Source organism: Pseudomonas sp., from assembly GCF_035277045.1.
Taxonomy (GTDB): domain Bacteria; phylum Pseudomonadota; class Gammaproteobacteria; order Pseudomonadales; family Pseudomonadaceae; genus Aquipseudomonas.
Map to the genome: position 1 here is coordinate 1 of NZ_DATELE010000324.1, position 19,858 is coordinate 19,858.

The 19,858-nt window shown below is 64.0% G+C and carries 17 protein-coding genes and 1 pseudogene; 15 read left to right on the forward strand and 3 right to left on the reverse strand.

All coding sequences use genetic code 11. The annotated features are described in order from the left end of the window. The 7 genes from VJS90_RS21195 to VJS90_RS21225 form a co-directional block, all read left to right on the forward strand. Positions 1 to 319: aldehyde dehydrogenase family protein (locus tag VJS90_RS21195; RefSeq protein ID WP_324123587.1), on the forward strand; the 319-nt coding region annotated here is incomplete at its 5' end. Positions 320 to 420: 101 nt separating this feature from the next. Further along, complete coding sequence (locus VJS90_RS21200) at positions 421 to 1,386, forward strand: LysR substrate-binding domain-containing protein (protein WP_414704971.1); 966 nt, start codon at positions 421 to 423, stop codon at positions 1,384 to 1,386. Positions 1,387 to 1,489: 103 nt separating this feature from the next. Next, positions 1,490 to 2,746: an aromatic ring-hydroxylating dioxygenase subunit alpha gene (locus VJS90_RS21205; protein WP_324123589.1), complete on the forward strand. Its 1,257-nt coding sequence runs from the start codon at positions 1,490 to 1,492 to the stop codon at positions 2,744 to 2,746. Positions 2,747 to 2,751: 5 nt separating this feature from the next. After that, positions 2,752 to 3,879: a hybrid-cluster NAD(P)-dependent oxidoreductase gene (locus VJS90_RS21210; RefSeq protein WP_324123603.1), complete on the forward strand. Its 1,128-nt coding sequence runs from the start codon at positions 2,752 to 2,754 to the stop codon at positions 3,877 to 3,879. 69 nt (positions 3,880 to 3,948) lie between these two features. Further along, on the forward strand, positions 3,949 to 5,568 hold the full coding sequence (locus tag VJS90_RS21215) for a BCCT family transporter (protein ID WP_324123590.1): 1,620 nt from the start codon (positions 3,949 to 3,951) through the stop codon (positions 5,566 to 5,568). 266 nt (positions 5,569 to 5,834) lie between these two features. Next, the gene (locus VJS90_RS21220; RefSeq protein ID WP_324123591.1) at positions 5,835 to 7,163 is read left to right on the forward strand and encodes an MFS transporter; all 1,329 of its coding nucleotides are present in this window, start codon (positions 5,835 to 5,837) and stop codon (positions 7,161 to 7,163) included. A gap of 26 nt (positions 7,164 to 7,189) precedes the next feature. Continuing rightward, entirely contained in the window at positions 7,190 to 8,242 is a 1,053-nt protein-coding gene (locus tag VJS90_RS21225) for a proline racemase family protein (protein ID WP_324123592.1), read from the forward strand. Between the two features lie 63 nt (positions 8,243 to 8,305). Here the strand turns inward: VJS90_RS21225 and proX are convergent, their stop codons facing one another. Then, a complete protein-coding gene (proX, locus tag VJS90_RS21230) occupies positions 8,306 to 9,337 on the reverse strand; it encodes a glycine betaine/L-proline ABC transporter substrate-binding protein ProX (RefSeq protein ID WP_324123593.1) in 1,032 nt (343 codons plus the stop codon). Positions 9,338 to 9,607: 270 nt separating this feature from the next. Here proX and VJS90_RS21235 point away from each other — a divergent pair, with 270 nt between their 5' ends. From VJS90_RS21235 to VJS90_RS21250, 4 genes are all read left to right on the forward strand, one after another. Further along, positions 9,608 to 9,958 (forward strand): cupin domain-containing protein, encoded by a 351-nt coding sequence (locus VJS90_RS21235; protein WP_324123594.1) that lies wholly within the window; start codon positions 9,608 to 9,610, stop codon positions 9,956 to 9,958. 10 nt (positions 9,959 to 9,968) lie between these two features. Continuing rightward, on the forward strand, positions 9,969 to 10,307 hold the full coding sequence (locus tag VJS90_RS21240; protein WP_324123595.1) for a RidA family protein: 339 nt from the start codon (positions 9,969 to 9,971) through the stop codon (positions 10,305 to 10,307). Between the two features lie 304 nt (positions 10,308 to 10,611). Beyond that, positions 10,612 to 12,003, forward strand: a complete 1,392-nt coding sequence (locus VJS90_RS21245) for an FAD-binding oxidoreductase (protein WP_324123596.1) — start codon at positions 10,612 to 10,614, stop codon at positions 12,001 to 12,003. 10 nt (positions 12,004 to 12,013) lie between these two features. Continuing rightward, complete coding sequence (locus VJS90_RS21250) at positions 12,014 to 12,982, forward strand: NAD(P)-dependent oxidoreductase (RefSeq protein ID WP_324123597.1); 969 nt, start codon at positions 12,014 to 12,016, stop codon at positions 12,980 to 12,982. Positions 12,983 to 13,040: 58 nt separating this feature from the next. On the opposite strand, the gene VJS90_RS21255 is transcribed toward VJS90_RS21250, so the two are convergent. Next, positions 13,041 to 13,856 (reverse strand): class I SAM-dependent methyltransferase, encoded by an 816-nt coding sequence (locus VJS90_RS21255; protein WP_324123598.1) that lies wholly within the window; start codon positions 13,854 to 13,856, stop codon positions 13,041 to 13,043. 267 nt (positions 13,857 to 14,123) lie between these two features. On the opposite strand from VJS90_RS21255, the gene VJS90_RS21260 reads away from it, so the two are divergent. Continuing rightward, a complete protein-coding gene (locus VJS90_RS21260; RefSeq protein WP_324123599.1) occupies positions 14,124 to 14,495 on the forward strand; it encodes a PH domain-containing protein in 372 nt (123 codons plus the stop codon). A 77-nt stretch (positions 14,496 to 14,572) separates the two neighbouring features. Here the strand turns inward: VJS90_RS21260 and VJS90_RS21265 are convergent, their stop codons facing one another. After that, positions 14,573 to 17,044: a TonB-dependent receptor gene (locus VJS90_RS21265; RefSeq protein ID WP_324123600.1), complete on the reverse strand. Its 2,472-nt coding sequence runs from the start codon at positions 17,042 to 17,044 to the stop codon at positions 14,573 to 14,575. Positions 17,045 to 17,308: 264 nt separating this feature from the next. Between VJS90_RS21265 and VJS90_RS21270 the strand changes: the two genes are divergently transcribed. From VJS90_RS21270 to VJS90_RS21280, 3 genes and pseudogenes are all read left to right on the forward strand, one after another. Continuing rightward, positions 17,309 to 18,106: a GntR family transcriptional regulator gene (locus tag VJS90_RS21270; protein ID WP_324123601.1), complete on the forward strand. Its 798-nt coding sequence runs from the start codon at positions 17,309 to 17,311 to the stop codon at positions 18,104 to 18,106. Further along, positions 18,103 to 19,581, forward strand: a complete 1,479-nt coding sequence (locus VJS90_RS21275) for an ABC transporter substrate-binding protein (protein WP_324123602.1) — start codon at positions 18,103 to 18,105, stop codon at positions 19,579 to 19,581. Before VJS90_RS21270 ends, VJS90_RS21275 begins: the two co-directional genes overlap by 4 nt. Next, positions 19,578 to 19,858: pseudogene (locus VJS90_RS21280) on the forward strand (ABC transporter permease); the annotation flags it as partial. The gene VJS90_RS21275 and the pseudogene VJS90_RS21280, both read left to right, overlap by 4 nt.

Consider the following 19,858-nt stretch of genomic DNA (forward strand, 5'->3'; position numbering starts at 1 on the left):
GATGCGCATCTACCGGGAGGAAATCTTCGGGCCGGTGTTGAGCGTGCTCAAGGTTCGCGACTACGAAGAAGCCTTCGCGGCAGCCGAAGACACCGTGTTCGGCCTGTCCGCCGGGATCGTCACCACCTCGCTGCGTCACGCCGAACACTTCAAGCGCAACAGCAGCGCCGGCATGGTGATGGTCAACCTGCCCACCGCGGGCGTCGACTATCACGTGCCGTTTGGTGGCAACGGGGCCTCGAGCCTCGGGTCGCGCGAGCAGGGAACCCATGCGCGGCAATTCTTTACGCGGGTAAAGACCACATATCAGTTGGCATAAGAGCTGCATCGCGGAACAATCCCGCTCCGCAGGGTCCAGTCCCTGTGTGAGCGGGCAGGTCCCGCAATCGAGCTCACCGCACATGCCCGAGAACAACAACAATGAACATCCAGGAAACTGGCAGCAAATCCAAGGGCTACAGACGGATCATCCCGTCGATGACCGCACTCTTGCAGTTCGAGTCCGTCGCCCGCCTCAAAAGCTTCACCGAGGCCGCCAAGGAGCTCGGTGTCACCCAGGCCGCGGTCAGCCGGCAAATCAAGATGCTGGAGGAAAACGTCGGGGCGCAGTTGTTCCACCGCCTGCACCGCAGCATCGACCTGACCCATCAGGGCCAGGCGTTGTTCGCCGTCATCTCCGAGTCGTTGCAGAAGATCGCCACCGTGTTCGACGAGATCAACCAAGGCAGCGGCTGCAAGGAAATCACCCTCGGCGTCACCGCCTCGTTCTCCCAGTTCCAGATCATGCCCCGGCTGGCCGGACTGCGCGCCGCAATGCCCGACCTCCAGCTGCGCCTGGCCACGCAGATGTTCACCGGAGACCTGCGCACCCGCGACGCCGACCTCTACGTGCGTTACGGCAACGGCCAGTGGAAGGACGGCGAAGTGATCCGCCTGTTCGATGAGGAAATCTTCCCGGTCTGCTCCCCCGCCTGGCTGGCCCGCAACCCCGCGCCTACCCGCCTGGAGGAACTGGCCGGCGCTGGCCTGCTGGATTCCGACTCCACCTCCGAAGGCTGGATGAACTGGCAAGGCTGGTTCAGGCAGCTCGGTCTGAGCGGGCAAAAGCTGCGCTACACCTTGCGCGGCAACCTGCATGCCGACGTGGTGCACGCCGCGCTCCACGGGCATGGCATCGGCCTGGGCTGGGGGCGCGTGGTCGAGCATCTGCTGGAAAGTGGCGAACTTGTGCGGCTTGAACCGTTTTCGGTGAGGCCGACCGACGCGTACTACGCGATCATCCCCGACGGGCGCCCCGCCACGCCCGAAGCCTGGGCGGTAATCCGCTGGCTGCAGGATCGCGCTCCGCTCTCGGCATTATCAAGAACACCCCATGACTTAATGTAATGCGAAACTAAAAAATAAGCGCATTGACGGGTTTTTTACCCACTCAGATAATCCTCGCACACGCCGCATTCAATACTTACAAGAAAGTGCCTGAGGAACAATAATGAGCATTGCGCCTATTAAAACTCACCGCGAAGTTGTTGCTTCCCGGCAACCCGGCTTTGGCATGCCCGGTGAAGTGTTCAGTCGTCAGGACATCTTTGAAACCGACGTCGATATATTCTTCACCCAACACTGGATCGTTGTCGCAGTGACCGCCGATATTCCCGAGCCGGGGGATGTCTTCACCACCGACATCGGCAAGTCATCGGTCATCGTCCTGCGCGATGACGACGAGCAGGTCCGCGCCTACCGCAATGTCTGCCGCCACCGCGGCGCCCGCCTCAAGGCGCCCGGCAAATCCACCGTCGGCATGCTGGTATGCCCCTACCACCAGTGGACCTACGACCTGGACGGCAGCCTCAAGCACGCCGCGCACATGGGCAAGGGCTTCGACCCGAAATGCCGCAGCCTGATCCAGGTGCATTGCAAGGTGATCGGCACCCACGTTTTTGTCTGCCTGGGCGACAACCCGCCCGAGGACATCGCGGTCCAGGAAGAAATCATGGGCGCGCGCTTCGCGCCCTATGACCTGGCCAATACCCGGATTGCCCATGAGCTCGACTATGTCGAGAACGGCAACTGGAAACTGGTGATGGAAAACAACCGCGAGTGCTATCACTGTCACGGCACCCACCCCGAACTGCTGGTGTCCTACCAGTCCGAAGACCTGGGCGTGAGTCTTGAGGAGATGAGCGAGGAACAGCGCGCCTCCTATGATGCCTATCAAGTCCGCAAGGCTGGCATCGAAGCCAACTGGGCCAGCGAAGGCCATCTGTATGAAACCTTCGAGCACCTGGACGACCACGCCGCCACGCAGTTCCGCACCCAGCGCATGATCATCGCCGGCAGCGGCGAATCCCAGACCCTGGACACCAAGGTGGCATGCACCCGGCTGCTCGGCAACCTGAGCCGCAAGGACCTGGGCGACACCCACCTGTGGGGCAACAATGCCTGGACCCACGTGATGAGCGACCACGCCATGATCAGCTGGATCATCCCGCTGTCGCCGGACCGCACCCTGGTGCGCACCAAATGGCTGGTGCACAAGGACGCCGTGGAAGGGGTCGACTACGACCTGCAGCGCCTGACCGAGGTGTGGGTCGCCACCACCCGCCAGGATGCCGACCTGGTCGCCATCACCCACAGCGGCACCCAGGATCCGGCCTACATTCCGGGCCCCTACTCAGAATTCACCGAGCCGTACGTCGACCAGTTCCTGCGCTGGTACGACGCCCGCCTCCAGGCGCACGGGGTATGACGGCCATGACCCAGTTCGAGAACATCGCCAGCCTGCGCGCGGACCAGCGCTTCGTCGACTCCGACCATTGGGCCGCCCACTGCGCCCAATGGCCCAGCGGCGAGCTCAAACGCATCGAATGCCTGAGCGTCGTGGCTGAAACCCACGACGTGAAGACCTTCACCTTCCATGCGCCGGACTATCCGGCCCTGGCCTACGAACCCGGGCAGTTCCTCACCGTTTCGCCGGTGATCGACGGTCAGAGCGTGTCGCGCTGCTACACCCTGTCGTCGACGCCGACCCGCCCGTTCACTTTCTCGATCACCGTCAAGCGGGTGCCGGGTGGCCCGGTGTCCAACTGGCTGCACGATAACCTCAAGGCCGGCGACGCCATCGCGGCCTCGGGTCCTGCGGGCATCTTCACCCCGGTGGCGGGCCCCGCGCGCAAGCTGCTGTACCTCAGCGCCGGCTCCGGCATCACCCCGCTCATGGCGATGACCCGCGCCGCCGCCGACCTGCATGCCGACCTCGACATCGTCTTCGTGCACAGCGCTCGTACCCCGAAGGACATCATCTTCCGGGAAGAGCTGGCGCGCCTCGAGCGCTCCATGCCACGCCTGCGCACCCTGTTCTTCTGCGAGGGCCTGGGCGACGAGCCGGACTGGGACGGCCCGGTCGGGCGGCTGTCACTCGAGGAGCTGCAGCGGCGGATCCCCGATTTCCTGGAGCGCTCGGTGTTCACATGCGGCCCCAAAGGCTACATGGACGCCACCAGGGCACTGCTGGGCAACGCCGGTTTCGACCTGGCGCGCTACCACCAGGAAAGCTTCGACATCGCGGCCGAAGCGGTGGCCGAGCCAGCGCCTTGCGGCGACCCGGGCCAAGCCCAGGACACCTTCACCGTGCGCATGGCGCGCTCGGGCAAGACCTTCACCATGACCGCCGACCAGACCGTGCTCAGCGCGGCGAAAATGGCCGGCGCGGTCGTCCCCTCATCGTGCAGCCAGGGTGTCTGTGGCACCTGCAAGACCGCGTTGCTCGAAGGCAGCGTCGAAATGAAGCACAACGGCGGCATCCGCCAGCGTGAAATCGACAAGGGCCTGCGCCTGCTGTGCTGCAGCCGCCCGACTTCAGATCTGGTGATCGACCTCTGACAAGGCGCCTTCGGGCGCCTTTTCCGATTTCCAGGCTCCGGCATTGCAAAAATAAAAAGGAAATAGCCGATGCGTGCAAAAGCTGGCCCGTTCAAGGGCCTGAGCCCCGTGGTGACCATTGGGTCGCTGCTGTTGGTCATGGCGTTCGTGGTCCTGTGCGCAGCCCAGGGCGACCAGGCCGCCGGGGTGTTCAAGAATGCCTCCGACGCCATCCTCGCCAACCTCAAATGGTTCTACATCGCCCTGGTCAGCGGGGTACTCGGTGTGCTGGTGTACATCGCCTTCAGCCGTCACGGCAGCCTGAAACTCGGACGTCCCGACGAAAAGCCCGAGTTCAGTTTCGCCGCCTGGATCTCCATGCTGTTCAGCGCCGGCATGGGCGTGGGGCTGATCTTCTGGTCGGTCGCCGAACCCGTGCTGCATTACGCCAGCAACCCCTTCACCCCGGGCCTGAGCGACCAGGCCGCGTCGATGGCGATGCGCATCACCCTGTTCCACTGGGGCCTGCATCCCTGGGCGATCTTCACCATCATCGGCCTTGGCCTGGCCTACTTCGCCTACCGCGAAGGCCTGCCGCTGGCGCTGCGCTCGGTGCTCTACCCGCTGATCGGCAAGCGCATCTACGGCCCGATCGGCCACACCGTCGACATCATCGGCGCCGCCGTGACGGCGTTCGGAGTCTCGAAGTCGCTTGGCATGGGGGTCGAGCAGATCAACACCGGCCTGAACCAGGTATTCGGCGTGCCGGTGAGCCTGTCGTTCAAGCTGGGGATCATTGCCGTGGTGACGGTGATCGCGTCCGTCTCGCTGATCGCCGGGGTGTCGCGGGGCATGAAGCGCCTGTCGACGCTCAACATGTTCATCTCGCTGGGACTGATGCTGGTGGTGCTCGCCCTGGGCCCCACCCACTACATCATGAACCTGCTGTTCGAATCGACGGGCGACTACCTGCAGAACATCGTCGGCCTGAGCCTGTGGACCGACAGCCAGAGCGACAGCGGCTGGCAGAACAGCTGGACCGCCTTCTACCTGCCCTGGTGGATGACCTGGGGGCCGTTCGTGGGGCTGTTCATCGCGCGGATTTCCCGGGGCCGCACCATTCGTGAACTGGTGGCAGGGGCGCTGGTGGTGCCCACGCTGGTGACCATCCTGTGGATGGCGGTGTTTGGCGGCACGGCGCTCAAGGATGAACAGAAGGCCCGCCAGGCCTACCACGACCTGCCGGTCGCCGAACAGACCGCGGCCGGCCCGTTCACCGGCGGACCGATCCTGGAAACCACGCGCCAGGAAACCACCACGGCGATGTTCACCCTGCTGGAACGCCTGGACGGCAAGACCCTGGGCGGCGTGCTCAGCATCATCATCTGCCTGTTGCTGGCGGTGCACTTCGTCACCGCGGCGGATGCAGGCACCCAGGTGCTGTGCATGCTCAACGCGGTGGGCAGCATCAATCCGCCGAACTGGCTGCGGGTGTTGTGGTGCGTGCTGGAAGGCGCGATCGCGGCAAGCCTGATCATCGCGGGCGGGCTGGTGGCGATCCAGATGGCGAGCATCGTGATCGGGCTACCGATCGCCCTCTACATGGGGCTGGCGGGCTATAGCCTGTTGCGGGCCCTGGGCGCGAACGCCGAGCTGGCCACGGCACCGGTGGTTGTCCCCGAGCAGGCGCGCCTGGTCGAGCCGGGCTGATAGCGGGTGTTCCATCCCCCGGTGAAGCCTGCTCGCGGCTTCACCGGCGCTTCGCCGTGCCCATGACACGGTTGCGAATCTCCCATAACGAGTCATCGCTGTTATATCGGCGATGTCCGCGCAGTGCGATATTTCCCTCCACATCGCGAACCGCCACGGCCAGGCGCGACGCCGATGAACTCCGCAGCACACACTCTAAAAACAACAGGGCACATTATTCGATGTTTTGAATGATGCGGCCGGTATTGCGTGGCAAGAGGGACTCCATGACCAACAAACTCCATATTTCATTGGAAGATGCGCCGCTGAACAGTTTCCACCGGAAACTCGCTCTGTATTCATCAGGCGCCCCTTTTCTCGACGGCTATATCCTCAGCATCATCGGCGTCGTCCTCATTCAACTTAGCCAGGCACTGCAACTTACCCAGTTGCAGGAAGGCCTGGTCGCCGCCGCTTCGCTGATCGGCATGTTCTTTGGAGGTTTCGTGGGCGGCCTGTTCACCGACAAGCTCGGGCGAAAGACCCTGTACGTGCTGGTGCTGGTCATGCTGGCAGTGTTCTCGCTCGGCCAGTTCTGGGTGACCTCCGCGTGGGCCCTGATCACCTTGCGCCTGCTGCTGGGCGTCGCGATTGGCGCCGACCATCCCTTGGCCACGTCGCTGCTCGCCGAATTCCTGCCGAGAAAACAGCGTGGCTCGATCCTTGCGAGCCTGGTGATGATGTGGTTCGTCGGCGCGGCGGTGGCCTATGTCGCCGGTGAGCTGATCCTGCGCAGCATGGGGCCGGAGGCCTGGCGCTGGGCGCTGGCCAGCGCGGTGGTGCCGGCGGTGCTGTTCCTGGTCATGCGGGCCGGCACCCCGGAGTCCGCACGCTGGCTGGTGAGCAAGGGCCGCATGCAGGAAGCCGACGCGGTGATCAAGAAAGTCTACGGTGACGGATTCTCCATCCACGACCTGCCCGAGCCGTCCACACAACGCAAGGTGACGGCCTGGTCGCTGTTCCACTCAAGCTACGGCAAGCGGGTATTCTTCGTGAGCGTCTTCTGGACCTGCTCGATCATTCCGCAGTTCGCCATCTACGCGTTCGCTCCGAAGATCCTTGCCGCCATGGGCCTGACCGGTGAACTGGCCGCCTGGGGGGCGGTGGCGATCACGGTGATCTTCGTGCTGGGCTGCCTGCTGGGGGTCAAGCTGATCAACCCGCTGGGCCGACGAAACATGCTGATGCACAGCTTCTTCTGGTCCGGGCTGGCGCTGCTCCTGCTGGGGCTGTTCCCCGATGGCGCTGCCGTGCTGACCCTGGTGCTGTTCGGCAGCTACGCACTGTTCATCGGTGGGGCGCAGGTGCTGCAGTATGTGTACCCCAACGAGCTGTTCCCGACCGAAATCCGCGGTTCGGCGGTGGGCCTGGCAACGTCCCTGTCGCGCATCGGGGCGGCGGTCGGGACCTATCTGGTACCTGTCTCGCTGTCCTCTATCGGCATCGCCAACACCATGATCGCGGCCTTCGGCATCTCCATGGTCGGCCTGTTCTTCACCTGGCTGATGGCCCCCGAAACCCGCTCGCTGGACCTGGCCAAAGCCAGCGCCGCCTGAACTCACCCCTTACCCAGGAGCACAGCATGTCTTTCAAGAGAACCATCCACGCCGTCGACACCCATGCCGGTACCCCGATGCGGGTGATCACAGGTGGCGTTCCGCACATCCCAGGCAACACCGTGCACGCGAAGATGAAATGGCTGGAAGAACACGACGACCAGCTGCGCAAACTGATGTTGCGCGAGCCGCGCGGCTATCCGGCGCACTGCTGCAACATCATCGTGCCGCCGTGCCATCCGGAAGCCGACGCGGGCTACATCATCATGGAACAGATCGAATACCCGGTGATGTCCGGCGGCAACACCATCTCGGTGGTCACCGTGCTGCTGGAGATGGGCCTGCTGCCGATGAAGGAGCCGCTGACCGAGCTGGTGCTGGAAGCGCCGGCCGGGCTGATCCGGATCAAGGCCCAGTGCGAGAATGGCAAGGTCAAGGGCGTCACTTTCCAGAACGTGCCGGCCTTCGCCGCGCACCTGGACGCGACCCTCGACGTGCCGCACCTGGGCAAGGTGCGGGTCGACGTGGGCTGGGGCGGGATGTTCTACGTGATCGCCGATGTGCGCCAGTTCAAGGGCCTGGAGCTGATCCCGCAGCACGGTGCCGAGATCGCCCGCGTGTCGTCGATGATCCGCCAGGCGGCGATCGAGCAACTGCCGGTCGCTCACCCCGAATACCCCGGGGTGGGCATCACCATCTCGCAGCTGTCCGGCCCCAGCGAAGACCCCAATGCCGACTGGAAGAACGTGGTCACCATGGCATCGGGCGATTTCTCCTGGGATAACCCGGCCACCTGGACCGGCGCCCTCGACCGCTGCCCGTGCGGCACCGGCACCAGCGCCAAGATGGCCACGCTGCATGCCAAGGGCGAGCTGCCGTTGAACCAGGATTTCCGTCATCAGGGGATCATCGGCAACGTCTACACCGGCCGGCTGATCGAGGAAACCACGATCGGGGCACAGAGGGCGGTGGTGCCGACCGTGACCGGCAGAAGCTGGATCTACGGCCTGAACACCTACGTGCTGGACCATGACGACCCGTTTACCGAAGGGTTCACCATTGGTGATATCTGGGCGTGACAGAAATGAAAAGGCCGGCATCAAGCCGGCCTTTTCGCGTTCAGCGTCCGAGTGCCGTTGTTGTCACGGGTTGCTGGCCTGGGTCGCCGCCGCGCGCGCCGCTTTCACCCAGCCATCGAACTGCGTCTGGTGCGCCGTGATCCATTCCCGGGTATGGCGCTGGATATCCGCCATGGACTTCTCCCCTTGCTGCATCTTCAGGTTTTGCGCGCTCTCATCCGCCGCCGGAATCTGCATCAGCGAGAGAAACTTCACCGCCGCGGGGTTCTTCTCGGCGAACGTGCGATTCACCAGCGCCTGAACCTTGTCCAGCGCAAAGCCCAGGTTCTTGCCCTCGTAGACGGTGTCGACGCTGTTATCGCCACCTGGCAGGTCTGTCCTGGGCACCTGCAGCCACACCACATCCCGGCCTTCGACGAGTACCCCCGCTACCCACTGCGGGATCCAGGTGTAATAGAACACCGGCTTGCCTTCCTTGAAACGGGTGATGGTGTCGGCCATCAGGGCGAAGTATGAGCCCTGGTTCACATGAACCGACTTCTCCAGGTCGTAGGCCTTGATCTGGTGTTCGATCACCAGCTCGCAGCCCCAGCCCGGATTGCAGCCGGTCATGTCGGCCTTGCCGTCACCGTCGGTGTCGAACAGCTTGGCGATCTCCGGTTTCTTCATGTCGGTGATGTATTTGATGTTGTACTGGTCAGCCGTTTTCTTGTCGATCAGGTAGCCCTGCAAGATGCCTGGCAGGATGTTGCCCACCTTCAGCATGTTGGCATCGCCGCCTGCTTTCTCGTAGAAGGCCGCGTGCAGCTTGTCCCAGGCGTTGACGGTAAAGTCGGCGTCACCGAAGCCGACGGCCAGGACCATGGTGGCGTACTCGGTTTCCTTGGGTTTCTGGACCTGGTAGCCCAGCTCGCGGAGGCCCGCCACCGCGACTTCGCCGCGGAAGCGCTCTTCATCGACCGTCGGGAACGCAGGGGTGATCTTCACCCCCTCCCCCGGTTTGTCCGCGGAGGCGCTGGCGCCCAGGCAGACCACGCTGAACGCCACGGCCGAGGCGCACTGCAACAAACGACGGGTGAAAGTGGACTCGCACATCTTCGCGTACCTTTTCTGGTTATTGTCTTGGATTGCGGCAGATTGAACGGCACAGCTTCGGCAGTCTTGCGCTGCCGAATACGCTGAACTCTAGTCCTGTGGTCGGTCCCTGAATTGTATGGTCCGGTCAATTTGTATTATCCCGTGGCGTGCAAAGCGGCGCCGGGCCGCGCGGCATTCGATGACTGGTCCGTTTCGTTATATGCACGCCGGCAAAGGCGATGCAAAAGTACGAACCGCCTATCAAACTGCTGCAGCAAGGAAATCTTCATGAGCCAAGTCCTGACCGTCGTTCGCAACGCCGCCGCATCGCCCCTGGGCGAGACCGCCCCCGCCCGCCTGCCGATCGGTGAACCCGTTGCCGTGGCCGCCACCGGCCAGGCCCAGACCGATGACGCCGTTGGCGCCAGCATCGGTGTCTGGGAAAGCAGCCCGGGCGTGTTCCGTCGTCACCTGAAAAACCGTGAATTCAGCCATATCGTCAGCGGCTGGTGCACCTTCACCCCCGACGGTGGCGATCCGGTCGAACTGCGTGCGGGCGATGCCGTGTTGTTCCCGGAGAACTGCGAGGGGGTGTGGGACATTCGTGAACCGCTGCGCAAGACCTACGTGCTGTTCTGAGGATGTGGTCATGATCGAACGTATCAATCCTGGCCCGCGTGCCAGCCAGCTGGTGCTGGTGCAGGGGCGTATCGAGACCTCTGGTATCGTCGCCCTGGCGCCTGGCGACATCGCCGCGCAAACCCGCTGCGTGCTGGCGCAGCTGGAGCAGTGGCTGGCGCAGGTCGGCGCCGGCAAGGCGCACCTCACCCGCATCCAGATCTGGCTGGCGGACATGGGCGATTTCGCGGCGATGAACGAAGTCTATGATGCCTGGGTCGGCGACCAGCCACCCGCGCGTGCCTGTGTCGGCGCGGCCCTGGCCACGCCGGATTACCGGATCGAGATCCAGGCTTTCGGCCAGATGTGAAGGGTTACGCGCTCGCCGGGGCGCATGAGTACGGTGTGCGCGGTGGCAGGGACCACCCAGTACAGCTGGCTGATCTTGCAGCGCCTGTTCGATTCTGGGGCCGCTTCGCGGCCCATCGCGGGCCAAGCCCGCTCCCACAGGGGTTGTCATGAACCATGGACAGCTCCAACAAGAGCGGCACCGCAGCCATTATGTAATCCCCCCAGCAGCGTTCTTCTATCAATTGTCCCCCGCGTCATAGTGCGCAGCCCGCCCCGCTCGCATCATGTGCCTACAAGACAATACCTGCTCAAAGGCACCCCTTATGTACCGTGGATTCTGGTATGCCCAGGCGCTTGACCTGGACAGCGATCTGGCCCCTGCTCTGCAGGATTCGATTCAGGCCGACGTGTGCATCGTCGGCGGCGGCTTCCTTGGCCTGTGGTCGGCGATCCGGCTGAAACAGGCCCACCCGGAAATGACCGTTGTCATCGTCGAACGCGACCGCTGCGGCTCCGGCGCCAGCGGCCGCAACGGCGGCGTCGCCACCAACTGGTGGGGCAAGTACCTGTCGGTGCGCACCATTTGCGGTGACGTCGAGGCACGGCGGATCTGCGAAGCCGCCGAGTCGGCCATCGATGAGATCGGCAGCTTCTGCCAGGAGCACGGCATCGATGCCCAGTACCGCAAGGATGGCTGGCTGTGGACGGCGACCAACCAGCGTCAGATGAATTCCTGGCGCGTGCTCACCGACGGCCTGCAGAAGCTCGACGTCAACCCGTTCCAGGAAATGGACCGCGAAACCATTCGCGGCCGGGTCGGCTCGCCACTGGTGCTGGGCGGTATCTTTGATCCCAATGCGGCCACGGTGCAGCCCGCCATGCTCGCCCGCGGCCTGCGCCGCGTGGCACTGAAGCTCGGCGTACGGATTTTCGAGAAATCGCCGTTCACGCACCTTGAACGCGGCGCCAATCCGGTGGTGCACACCGCCAAAGGGCATGTGAAGGCCAAGCAAGTGGTGCTGGCCCTCAACGCCTGGGGCGCGCAGTTCCCGGAACTGCGCCGGATGATTGCGATCATGTCCAGCGACATGGTGGCCACCGCCCCGGTCAAGGCCAAGCTCGACGCCATCGGCTTCAGGGGTGGCGAATGCATGACCGACTCGCGCACCGTGCTCAACTACTGGCGCAACACGCCGGACGGCCGCGTGGTGTTCGGCAAGCCGCTGGGCCAGTTCGCCTATGCCGGGCGCATCGGCAACCTGTATGAAAAGCCCTCGCCGGCAGCCGACAAGGTCGCCGCCGAACTGCGCCGCCTGTATCCGCAATTGCAGGACGTGCCCGTGGTCAGCAGCTGGACCGGTCCGATCGACCGGGCGATGAAGGGCCTGCCCAATTTCGGCTACCTCGACCACCATCGGAACATCAGCTACGGCATCGGTTTTTCCGGCAACGGCGTGGCCACCACGGTGTTCGCCAGCCGCATCATCAAGTCACTGGTCCTGCACGCCAATGATGAATGGGCCAACTGTGGCCTGGTCAACCAGAAGATGAAACTGCTGCCGCCAGAGCCGTTCCGCTTCTTTGGCGCGCACATGGTGCGTGATGCCCTGGTGCGCAAGGAGTCCCTCGAAGACCATGACCAGGACGCCGGTTTCGTGACCCGCCAGCTGGTTGCCATGGCCCCGGCCGGCTATGTGCCGGCGCAGAAGAAATAAGGATTCGATCGTGACCGAACAGATCGTTTTTCTCGACGACGAGGGCCTGGCGCCTTCCACCCGCCTGAAACGCCCGGACTGTGAACACAGCTGGCGGCAGTTCGCCTATACCCACCCGGACCAGGTGCTTGAGCACCTGAAAGACGCCACCGTCGCCCTGACCTGCAGCGTGCCGTTGCGCGAGGAGCATCTGCGCCAGCTACCCAAGCTGAAGATGATCTCCCTGGCACTCACCGGGCGCGACATCGTCGACGTCGATTATTGCGACGCTCACGGCATCGAGGTTTCCAGCGTACCGGGTTACGCGGCCAACACCGTCGCCGAGCACAGCCTGGCGATGATCCTGGAGCTGTTCCGCCGCCCCGCGGCCTTTACCCGGCTGATGCGCCAGGTGCATGCGGGCGAGGCGGCCTACCAGAACATCTACTTCAACCATCGCATTCGTGATGTGCGCGACAAGCAGCTGGCGATCATCGGCAGCGGGCCGATCGCCCTGCGCCTGGCGCACCTGGCGCGGGCCTTTGGCATGCAGGTGCTGTTCGAGGATCGCGGCGGCAAGCGCACGGGCCCCGACTGCCGGCCGCTGGCCGAACTGCTCAAGAACTGCGATGTGCTGTCGATCAACTGCCCGTTGACGCCTGAAACCTACAACCTGATCGATGCCCCGCAGTTGGCCCTGATGAAGCCCGATGCGCTGGTGGTCAATACCGGGCGCGGCGGCGTGGTCAACGAAGCGGCGCTGATCGATGCACTGCTGCACGATCGCCTGGGTGGCGTGGCGCTGGATGTGGTCGAACACGAACCGCTGCGTCCGGACAACCCGCTGTTTGCCCTGATCGACCGCGATGACTTCCTGCTCAACCCGCACATCGCCTGGAGCAGCGAGGACGCCATGCAGCAGCTGATGGACAGCGCGGTGGACAATATCAGTGAATTTGTCGCCCGCCAGGGTGCCGTTCGCAACAGCCGTACGGGGTGACGGCAAGCGCCTGGGCGCCTGGCACTGCCCAGGCGCCCAGGCCACCGAAGGCCCGCCCTCACCGCCGCCGGATGACAACCTCCAGGTATTCACTGGGCACCACCAGCGACGAAGCGCCGGCCACGTTGCTGTCGTTCAGCAACTGGGTCAGGTCTTTTTCCAGCGCGCTGGCGGCGTCGCCTTCCAGTGACGCGAAGGCCTTGTGCACCGGCCCGTACCAGGTCCGGAATACCTCGATGAAATGCGCCGCCGAGCGATAGCGGAAATTGAAATGCTGGCGGGTCACATTGACTGACCCGGCGGCATCCCCGAACAGCTGGTGCAGCTGTTCCTCATCTCCCCAGCGAGACGGCGGCAGCGCCCCCGCCGGTGGCGGGATGTGCCGCCCCAGCGTCTTGAACATCTGCCCGATGAAGCCTTGGGGCGTCCAGTTGGCCAGGCCGATCCGCCCGTTGGGCCGGCAGACACGGATCATTTCCTTGGCCGATTGCGCCTGATCAGGGGCGAACATCACCCCAAAGGTCGAGATGACCGCATCGAACGTCCTGTCATCGAACGGCAGCGCCTCGACATCGGCGGCCTGGAATACCACATTGTTCAGACGCTCGGCCCGCGTGCGCTCCTCCGCGCGCTTTAAAAGCTCCGGGACGTAGTCGGTGGAGGTGACCTGGCAGCCGCGTCGCGCCGCGGCCAGGGTGGCATTGCCGTTGCCGGCGGCGACATCCAGCACCTGTTCATCCCAGCGCAAGTCGCAGGCCTCGGCCAGGCGTTCGCCGACCAGTTGCAAGGTGGTGCCGATCACGGCGTAGTCGCCGCTGGCCCATGCCGCCTGCTGGCGGGCCTTCAACGCTTTCAGATCCAGGGGTGTGCTCATGGCGTGCACCTGATTGTATCCGCGCGGCCGTCATCCTTCGGGCGGTCCGCGCGCCATTGTTGGATGGAAGGGTCTGGCCGGATCGGCGCACGGGCCGAGTCAAGGCCATCGATTAGCTAAGCGCCAAGCAGGCCAGCCGGCAAGGGGCCCTGGACCCTCGGCAAGACACCTTGGCTATATCGATATAACCGTGCCCAACCGCCAGTCTTCGCCCTACAATCGACGTCCGATGGCTACCACTTCTGACCTCATAGGGAATGCAGGGAAATGATCGACTTCAACAACAAAGGCTTCTTCAAGCTCAAGCAGAACGATGAGTACGCCGAGCGCGTCAGGGACCTGCTGCTGGACGGCGAACAGGTCATCGATGCCTACAAGTCCATGCGTGACGGCGTGGTCTTCACCAACAAGCGGATCATCGCGGTCAACGTTCAGGGCATCACCGGCAGCAAGAAGGATTTCACCTCCCTGCCCTACAAGAACATCGTCGCGTACTCGGTGGAGACCTCCGGCACGTTCGACCTGGATTCGGAACTGGAGGTCTATTTCTCGTCCCTGGGCAAGGTCCGGTTCGAGTTCACCGGCAGGACGGCGATCGTCGAGATTTCCAGGCTGATCTCAAAGCACCTTCTGGGGTGAGCGGGCAAACCCGCTTCTGCAGGACCGCGACAAGCAGGACGCGATCGGCCGCGACGCCGTCGCGCGTCCTGCGCGCATCAGAACTCATAATCGATCGAGGTGTAGTAGAACGCGCCCTGGTTGCCCTCGGGGCTGCCGCTGCTGTACTTGATCGCCCCTGACGGACCTCGATAGTCGGCGCTGTCCGGCTTGCTGTCGAACAGGTTGACCGCGCCTGCCGAGAGCTTGAGCCCCGAGCCGAAGCGATAGCCGACGTTCAGATCCGCCAGCCATTGCGCACCAAAGCTCTGAATGGTCAGCGGGCTGTTGCTCACCGCCGTGGTCCACTGGCCATAACGGCGCCCGGACAGGGTGACGTCCCACTGCCGGTACTGCCAGTAGGCACTGGCCGTGAACTTGTCCTTCGGCGCACCTTTTTCGATCAGCGTCTGGGTGGCGGCGCCAATCACCTGGTCGCCGGCGATACCGCCCACCGAACGCAGCTTGGTGATCTCGGTCCGGTTGCGTGCATACCCTGCGCTCAGGTCGACACTGCCGAGCGACTGCAGGTCCCACTGGTACTTGCCAGCCAGTTCGAAGCCCTGGGTCCTGGTGTCCGGAGCGTTGGTGAAGAACACCGCGTTGCGGATGTCGCTGTAGGCCGTGCCAGTGAACGCGCGTGAGACCGCGCCGCCAGTGGTCGCATCGGTCAGCTGGTCGGACAGCGTGATACGGTCCTGGACGTCGATGCGGTAGGCATCCAGCGTCACCGAAGCATTGTCGAGCGGTTGCCACACCAGGCCCAGCGAGAAACTCTGCGACTTCTCCGGGTCCAGTGCCTTGCCGCCAAGCAGGGCTGCCTCGGGACTGTCGGGACGCAGGGTGCGCTGCTGCTGGATCGCGCCGCTGCCGTTGATCTCGTAGGCAAACGAGGAATAACCGCTCTGCAGCACCGCCGGGGCGCGATAACCCGAGCTGACGCTGCCGCGCAGGCCGACGCTGGGGGTGAAGTCGTAGCGCATCGACAGCTTGCCGTTGGTGGTGCTGCCAAAGTCCGAATAGCGTTCCGAACGCACTGCGGTACCCACCTGCAACCTGTCGGTGACCTGCGCTTCGAGGTCCAGGTAGGCGGCCCACACGTTACGAGTGAGCGATGTTTCATCGACGTTGGTGATGCCCGAGTAGTAGCCCGGGATCGGCCGACCCGTGGTGCGGTCCGGGGTATTGAAATAGATACCGTTCTGCCAGGCGGGCGCATCGCCGGCGCTGAGCTCGTAGCTTTCGTGCCGATACGCCACGCCCGCGGAAACCGTCAGGGGGCGGGCAAGCCAGCCAATAGGGACTTCCTTGATCCAGTCCAGGCTGGCGTTGCTTTGGTCTGAAACGCGTTTGCCCGTGTAGAAATGCTGGGGGCTGGCCGCGCCCCAGCTGTAGTTGATCGCGTTGTCATCGGCCGACCTGACCTCGTTGCGGCCGTAGTTGAGGGCGAAGTCGAAATTGCCCAGAGTTTCGTCCTCATAGCGCAGGCCGCCGGTGCCCGCGTAGTCGTCGACGGTGTAGGCGTTGACCAGCGCGCGGCCATCGGGAAACCGCTCATACGCATCGGTGCCATAGTTGTTCAGCAACGCATTGGGGGTATCGAACAGCAGGTCGCCCAAGGTGCGCTTATGCCCGTAGCTGGCAAAGCCATAGGCACTCCAGCCCGTGGCCAGGCCGACTTCAGCGTTGGCCACCAGGTTGTAGCGGTCGCGGATTTCCGAAGGCCCGTAGTTCCAGTGCCGGTTGGCATTGGTCTCGCGGGGATCGCTCAGGCTGGTGGTGTCGGGGTAGAACTTGCGGGTGTCGCGCGAGGTAACGCTGGCCGACTCCGAACCACCGGCATCGAAACTCAAGGTAAGGAAGCCGTCGTTGGGCAAGGCAAAGCCTTTCCAGCCGCTGTACAGACGATTCTCGCCGTCGCCCTTGGCGTACTGGCCGTAGCGAAAGCCCAGCTTGCCGCCCTGGTCCGCCTGTTTGAGCACGATGTTGATCACCCCGGCAATGGCGTCCGAGCCATACTGCGCAGATGCGCCATCGCGCAGGATCTCAATACGTTCCACGGCAGCCAGCGGAATCAGACTGAGGTCGACCGACACTGCGCCTCGGCCTGTAGGCAGTGCCTGGCGGGTGATGTTGGCCCCGGTGTGGCGGCGTTTGCCGTTGACCAGCACCAGTACCTGGTCCGAGGCCAGCCCGCGCAGGGAGCCGCCCTGAGGCACCGAGGCGGCGTAACCGCCCGCGACCTGCTGGGGGAAGCTGAACGACGGCGAGAGTTTGGCAAGGGCTTGGGAGACGCTGGTCGCGCCACTGGACACCAGTTGCTCGCTGGTCAGCACGTCCACGGGCACCGCGCTCTGCAACGCCGTGAGATCACTGCGCCGGCTACCGACCACCACCACATTGCCAAGCTGTGTGTCGCTGGCCGTCGCGGCCTCAACGGCGATGGGGGCCTGTTCATCGGCCAGGGCATGAAACGACAGGCCACTGATGACCAGCGCCAGAGTATTGAGCGTGAAACGCGTTCCAGACATGGAAATCCCTTAACGATTGTCGGTGCGCGGATGAGCGGGTGCCCTGTCTGGCGCGTCCTTGGTTTGATCCTGCTCCTGCTACCCATTCAGAGGTTTCTGTCATGGCCTGCCGATCGTCCTGGCAGTCGGTCGCGGCGGCCGAGTATCGACGAATCGAAACAGTCGCTCCAGAACCGTTATCGCATATGACTATAATTTTAAATTCTTTCCCATGGGATCTCTTTAAACAGATATTGAGATCTCACAGAGCTACAGGAGCCACCTATGCTTGACACCAACTCGCCGTTTCTCAGTACACCTCATCGCGATGTAGAGCCCAAGGCCGACTTCGCCCTCAAGCGCCTGCGCCATGCATTGCTGAGCTGTGAGCTGCGTCCGGGGGAGGAACACTCGGAGGCGCAGATCGCCGAGCGTTTCGCGTTGGGCAGGGCGGCCGTGCGCATGAGCCTGACAACCCTTGCCGCCGAGGGGCTGATCGCCGCCCACGCTCGCCGTGGCTGGCGGGTGACGCCTGTCAGCGGGGCTGCCATCGGCGAGCTGATCCAGGCACGCCGGGCGCTCGAGCCGGTGCTGGCACAGGTGCGACTGAACCCAGAGGAAAAACAACAGGCTGAAAGCCTGTCGCAGATGATCGAAGCGCTCGGAGGGCGCGAGGATCGTCAGTCGCTGATGACCGCACGCAGCGCGGAACGCCAGCTGCTGGAGCTGCTTGCCGCCAAACGTGGCGGACTGCTGCAGCGCTGGCTGCTCGACGCCTGGAACCAGGCCGCGCGCATCGTGAACTTCTTCGACCAGGTCCAGGTGCATTACCAGCCAGACAGCCGTCATGCATTGCTCAGCGCACTGGCCAGCGGCGACGAAACCGCCGCCCGCACCGCGCTTTTCGACAACATCGAACACTACCAGCGTCACATCACCGACTGCCTGCTGAGTACCTCGGCAAACCTTGCCAGTGACAGCAGCCCCGCGACGCCGCGTCAGCGCCGCCAGGCACAAGGCACCGGCAAGGCCAGGCCCGCAGTCGGCCACAGCAAGCAACAGGGAGCGCAGCAAAAGGAATGAAACGCTTATTGGTATTGGCCCTGCTCGGCGCGCTGGCAGGGCCCGCCCTTGCCAGCAAGGAGCAACTGGTCGTCGACCTGGTCAACGAGCCGGCCACACTCGACCCGCATCGCCAGTGGAACCCGGACAGCTACTACGTCTACCGCAACGTCTTCGACAACCTGCTGACCCGTGATGACGCGGGAGCGATCCAGGGCGAGATCGCCGTGAGCTGGAAGTACCTGAGCGACAGCGAAATCGAGTTCAGGCTGCGCAATGACGTGCGCTATCACGACGGCTCCGCACTCACCGCCGACGACGTCGCCTTCAGCATCCAGCGCATCCTCGATCCCGCCTTTGCCAGCCCCCAGCGTGGCCAGTTCGACAAGATTGCCTCGACGCAGGTGATGGACCCGCAAACGCTGCGCATTCGCACCGATGGCCCTTACCCGGGCCTGCTGGCGCAGTTGGTGAAGCTTTCCGTCGTGCCTCGGCAGGTCGTGCAGAAGATGGGTGACCAGGCCTTCAATGCCGCCCCGATTGGCAGCGGCCCGTACCGCTTCAGCCGCTGGCAGCGTGGTGTCGGCGTGATCTTGGAGCGCAACCCCGACTATTGGGGCAAAGCCGGCGTGTTCGAGCGCGTGAACTTCCGCGCGGTACCGGACGCGGCGACGCGCCAGGCCGACCTGCAAAGCGGGACGGCCGACCTGGCGGTGTCACTGGACAGCGATCAGGCCGGTCAGCTCGCCAATAGCCCACGCGCCCGTCTGCTCAGCGCTGCGACCGAACGGGTAGCATTCCTGCGCCTGAACCCGAGCAAGCCGCCGTTCGACAACTTGCAGGTCCGCCGCGCCGCCGCACTGGCCATCGACCGGGACGCGATCAACCAGGCCTTGCTCGGCGGACGTGAGCGTCCGCTCAACCAGATGCTCACGCCCAGCCATATCGGCTGGAGCGATGCGCTGCCACCCAGCATCCATGACCCGGACCAGGCCCGGGCGCTGCTGGCCGCGGCAGGTCCCGGCACGGAACTCGAGCTTTCCACTACCCCGGTGTTCGACCAGCGGGTGATCCAGGCCTTGCAGCAGATGCTTGAAGAGGTCGGTTTCAAGGTGCGCATCAGCATGGCCGACATGGCCACCTTCCTGCAGCGCTCCCAGGGAGACCCCAAGCAGGACGGCAACCTCGGCTTCGGCCGCTGGTCGTGCGCTTGCCAGGATGCGGACGGGGTCCTCTATCCCCTGCTGTACAGCCAATCCAACAGCTCCAACTTCCACGACGCCGAAAGCGACCGCCTCTTGCTCGAAGCCCGCTCCACCCTGGATGAGCCGCGCCGCGCGGCGCTGTATCGCCAGGTCAACCAGCGCATCAACGAGCAGGTGCCAATGATCCCGCTGTTCCAGTCGGTCGCGTTGTACGGCGCCAGCAAATCCCTGCAATGGCAGCCCACCGCCAACGAGAGCCTGTTCATCAACCGCATGGCGTGGTCGCAATGAGCTCCACCCGCCGGCTCTTGCATCGCCTGGGGCATGCGGCCCTGACGCTGTTCGGAGTGATCACCCTAGTGTTCTTCCTGCAGCGTCTGGCAGGTGACCCGGTGCTGCTGCTGGTGCCCGAGAACGCCAGCCTCGCCGATATCCAGATGCTGCGCCACAGCCTTGGCTTCGACCGGCCACTGTCCGTGCAATACCTGGAGTTCCTGGTCCGCGCCGCGCACCTGGACCTGGGTACCTCGCTGGTGCAGCAGGTGCCGGTGAGCGAGATCGTTGCAAG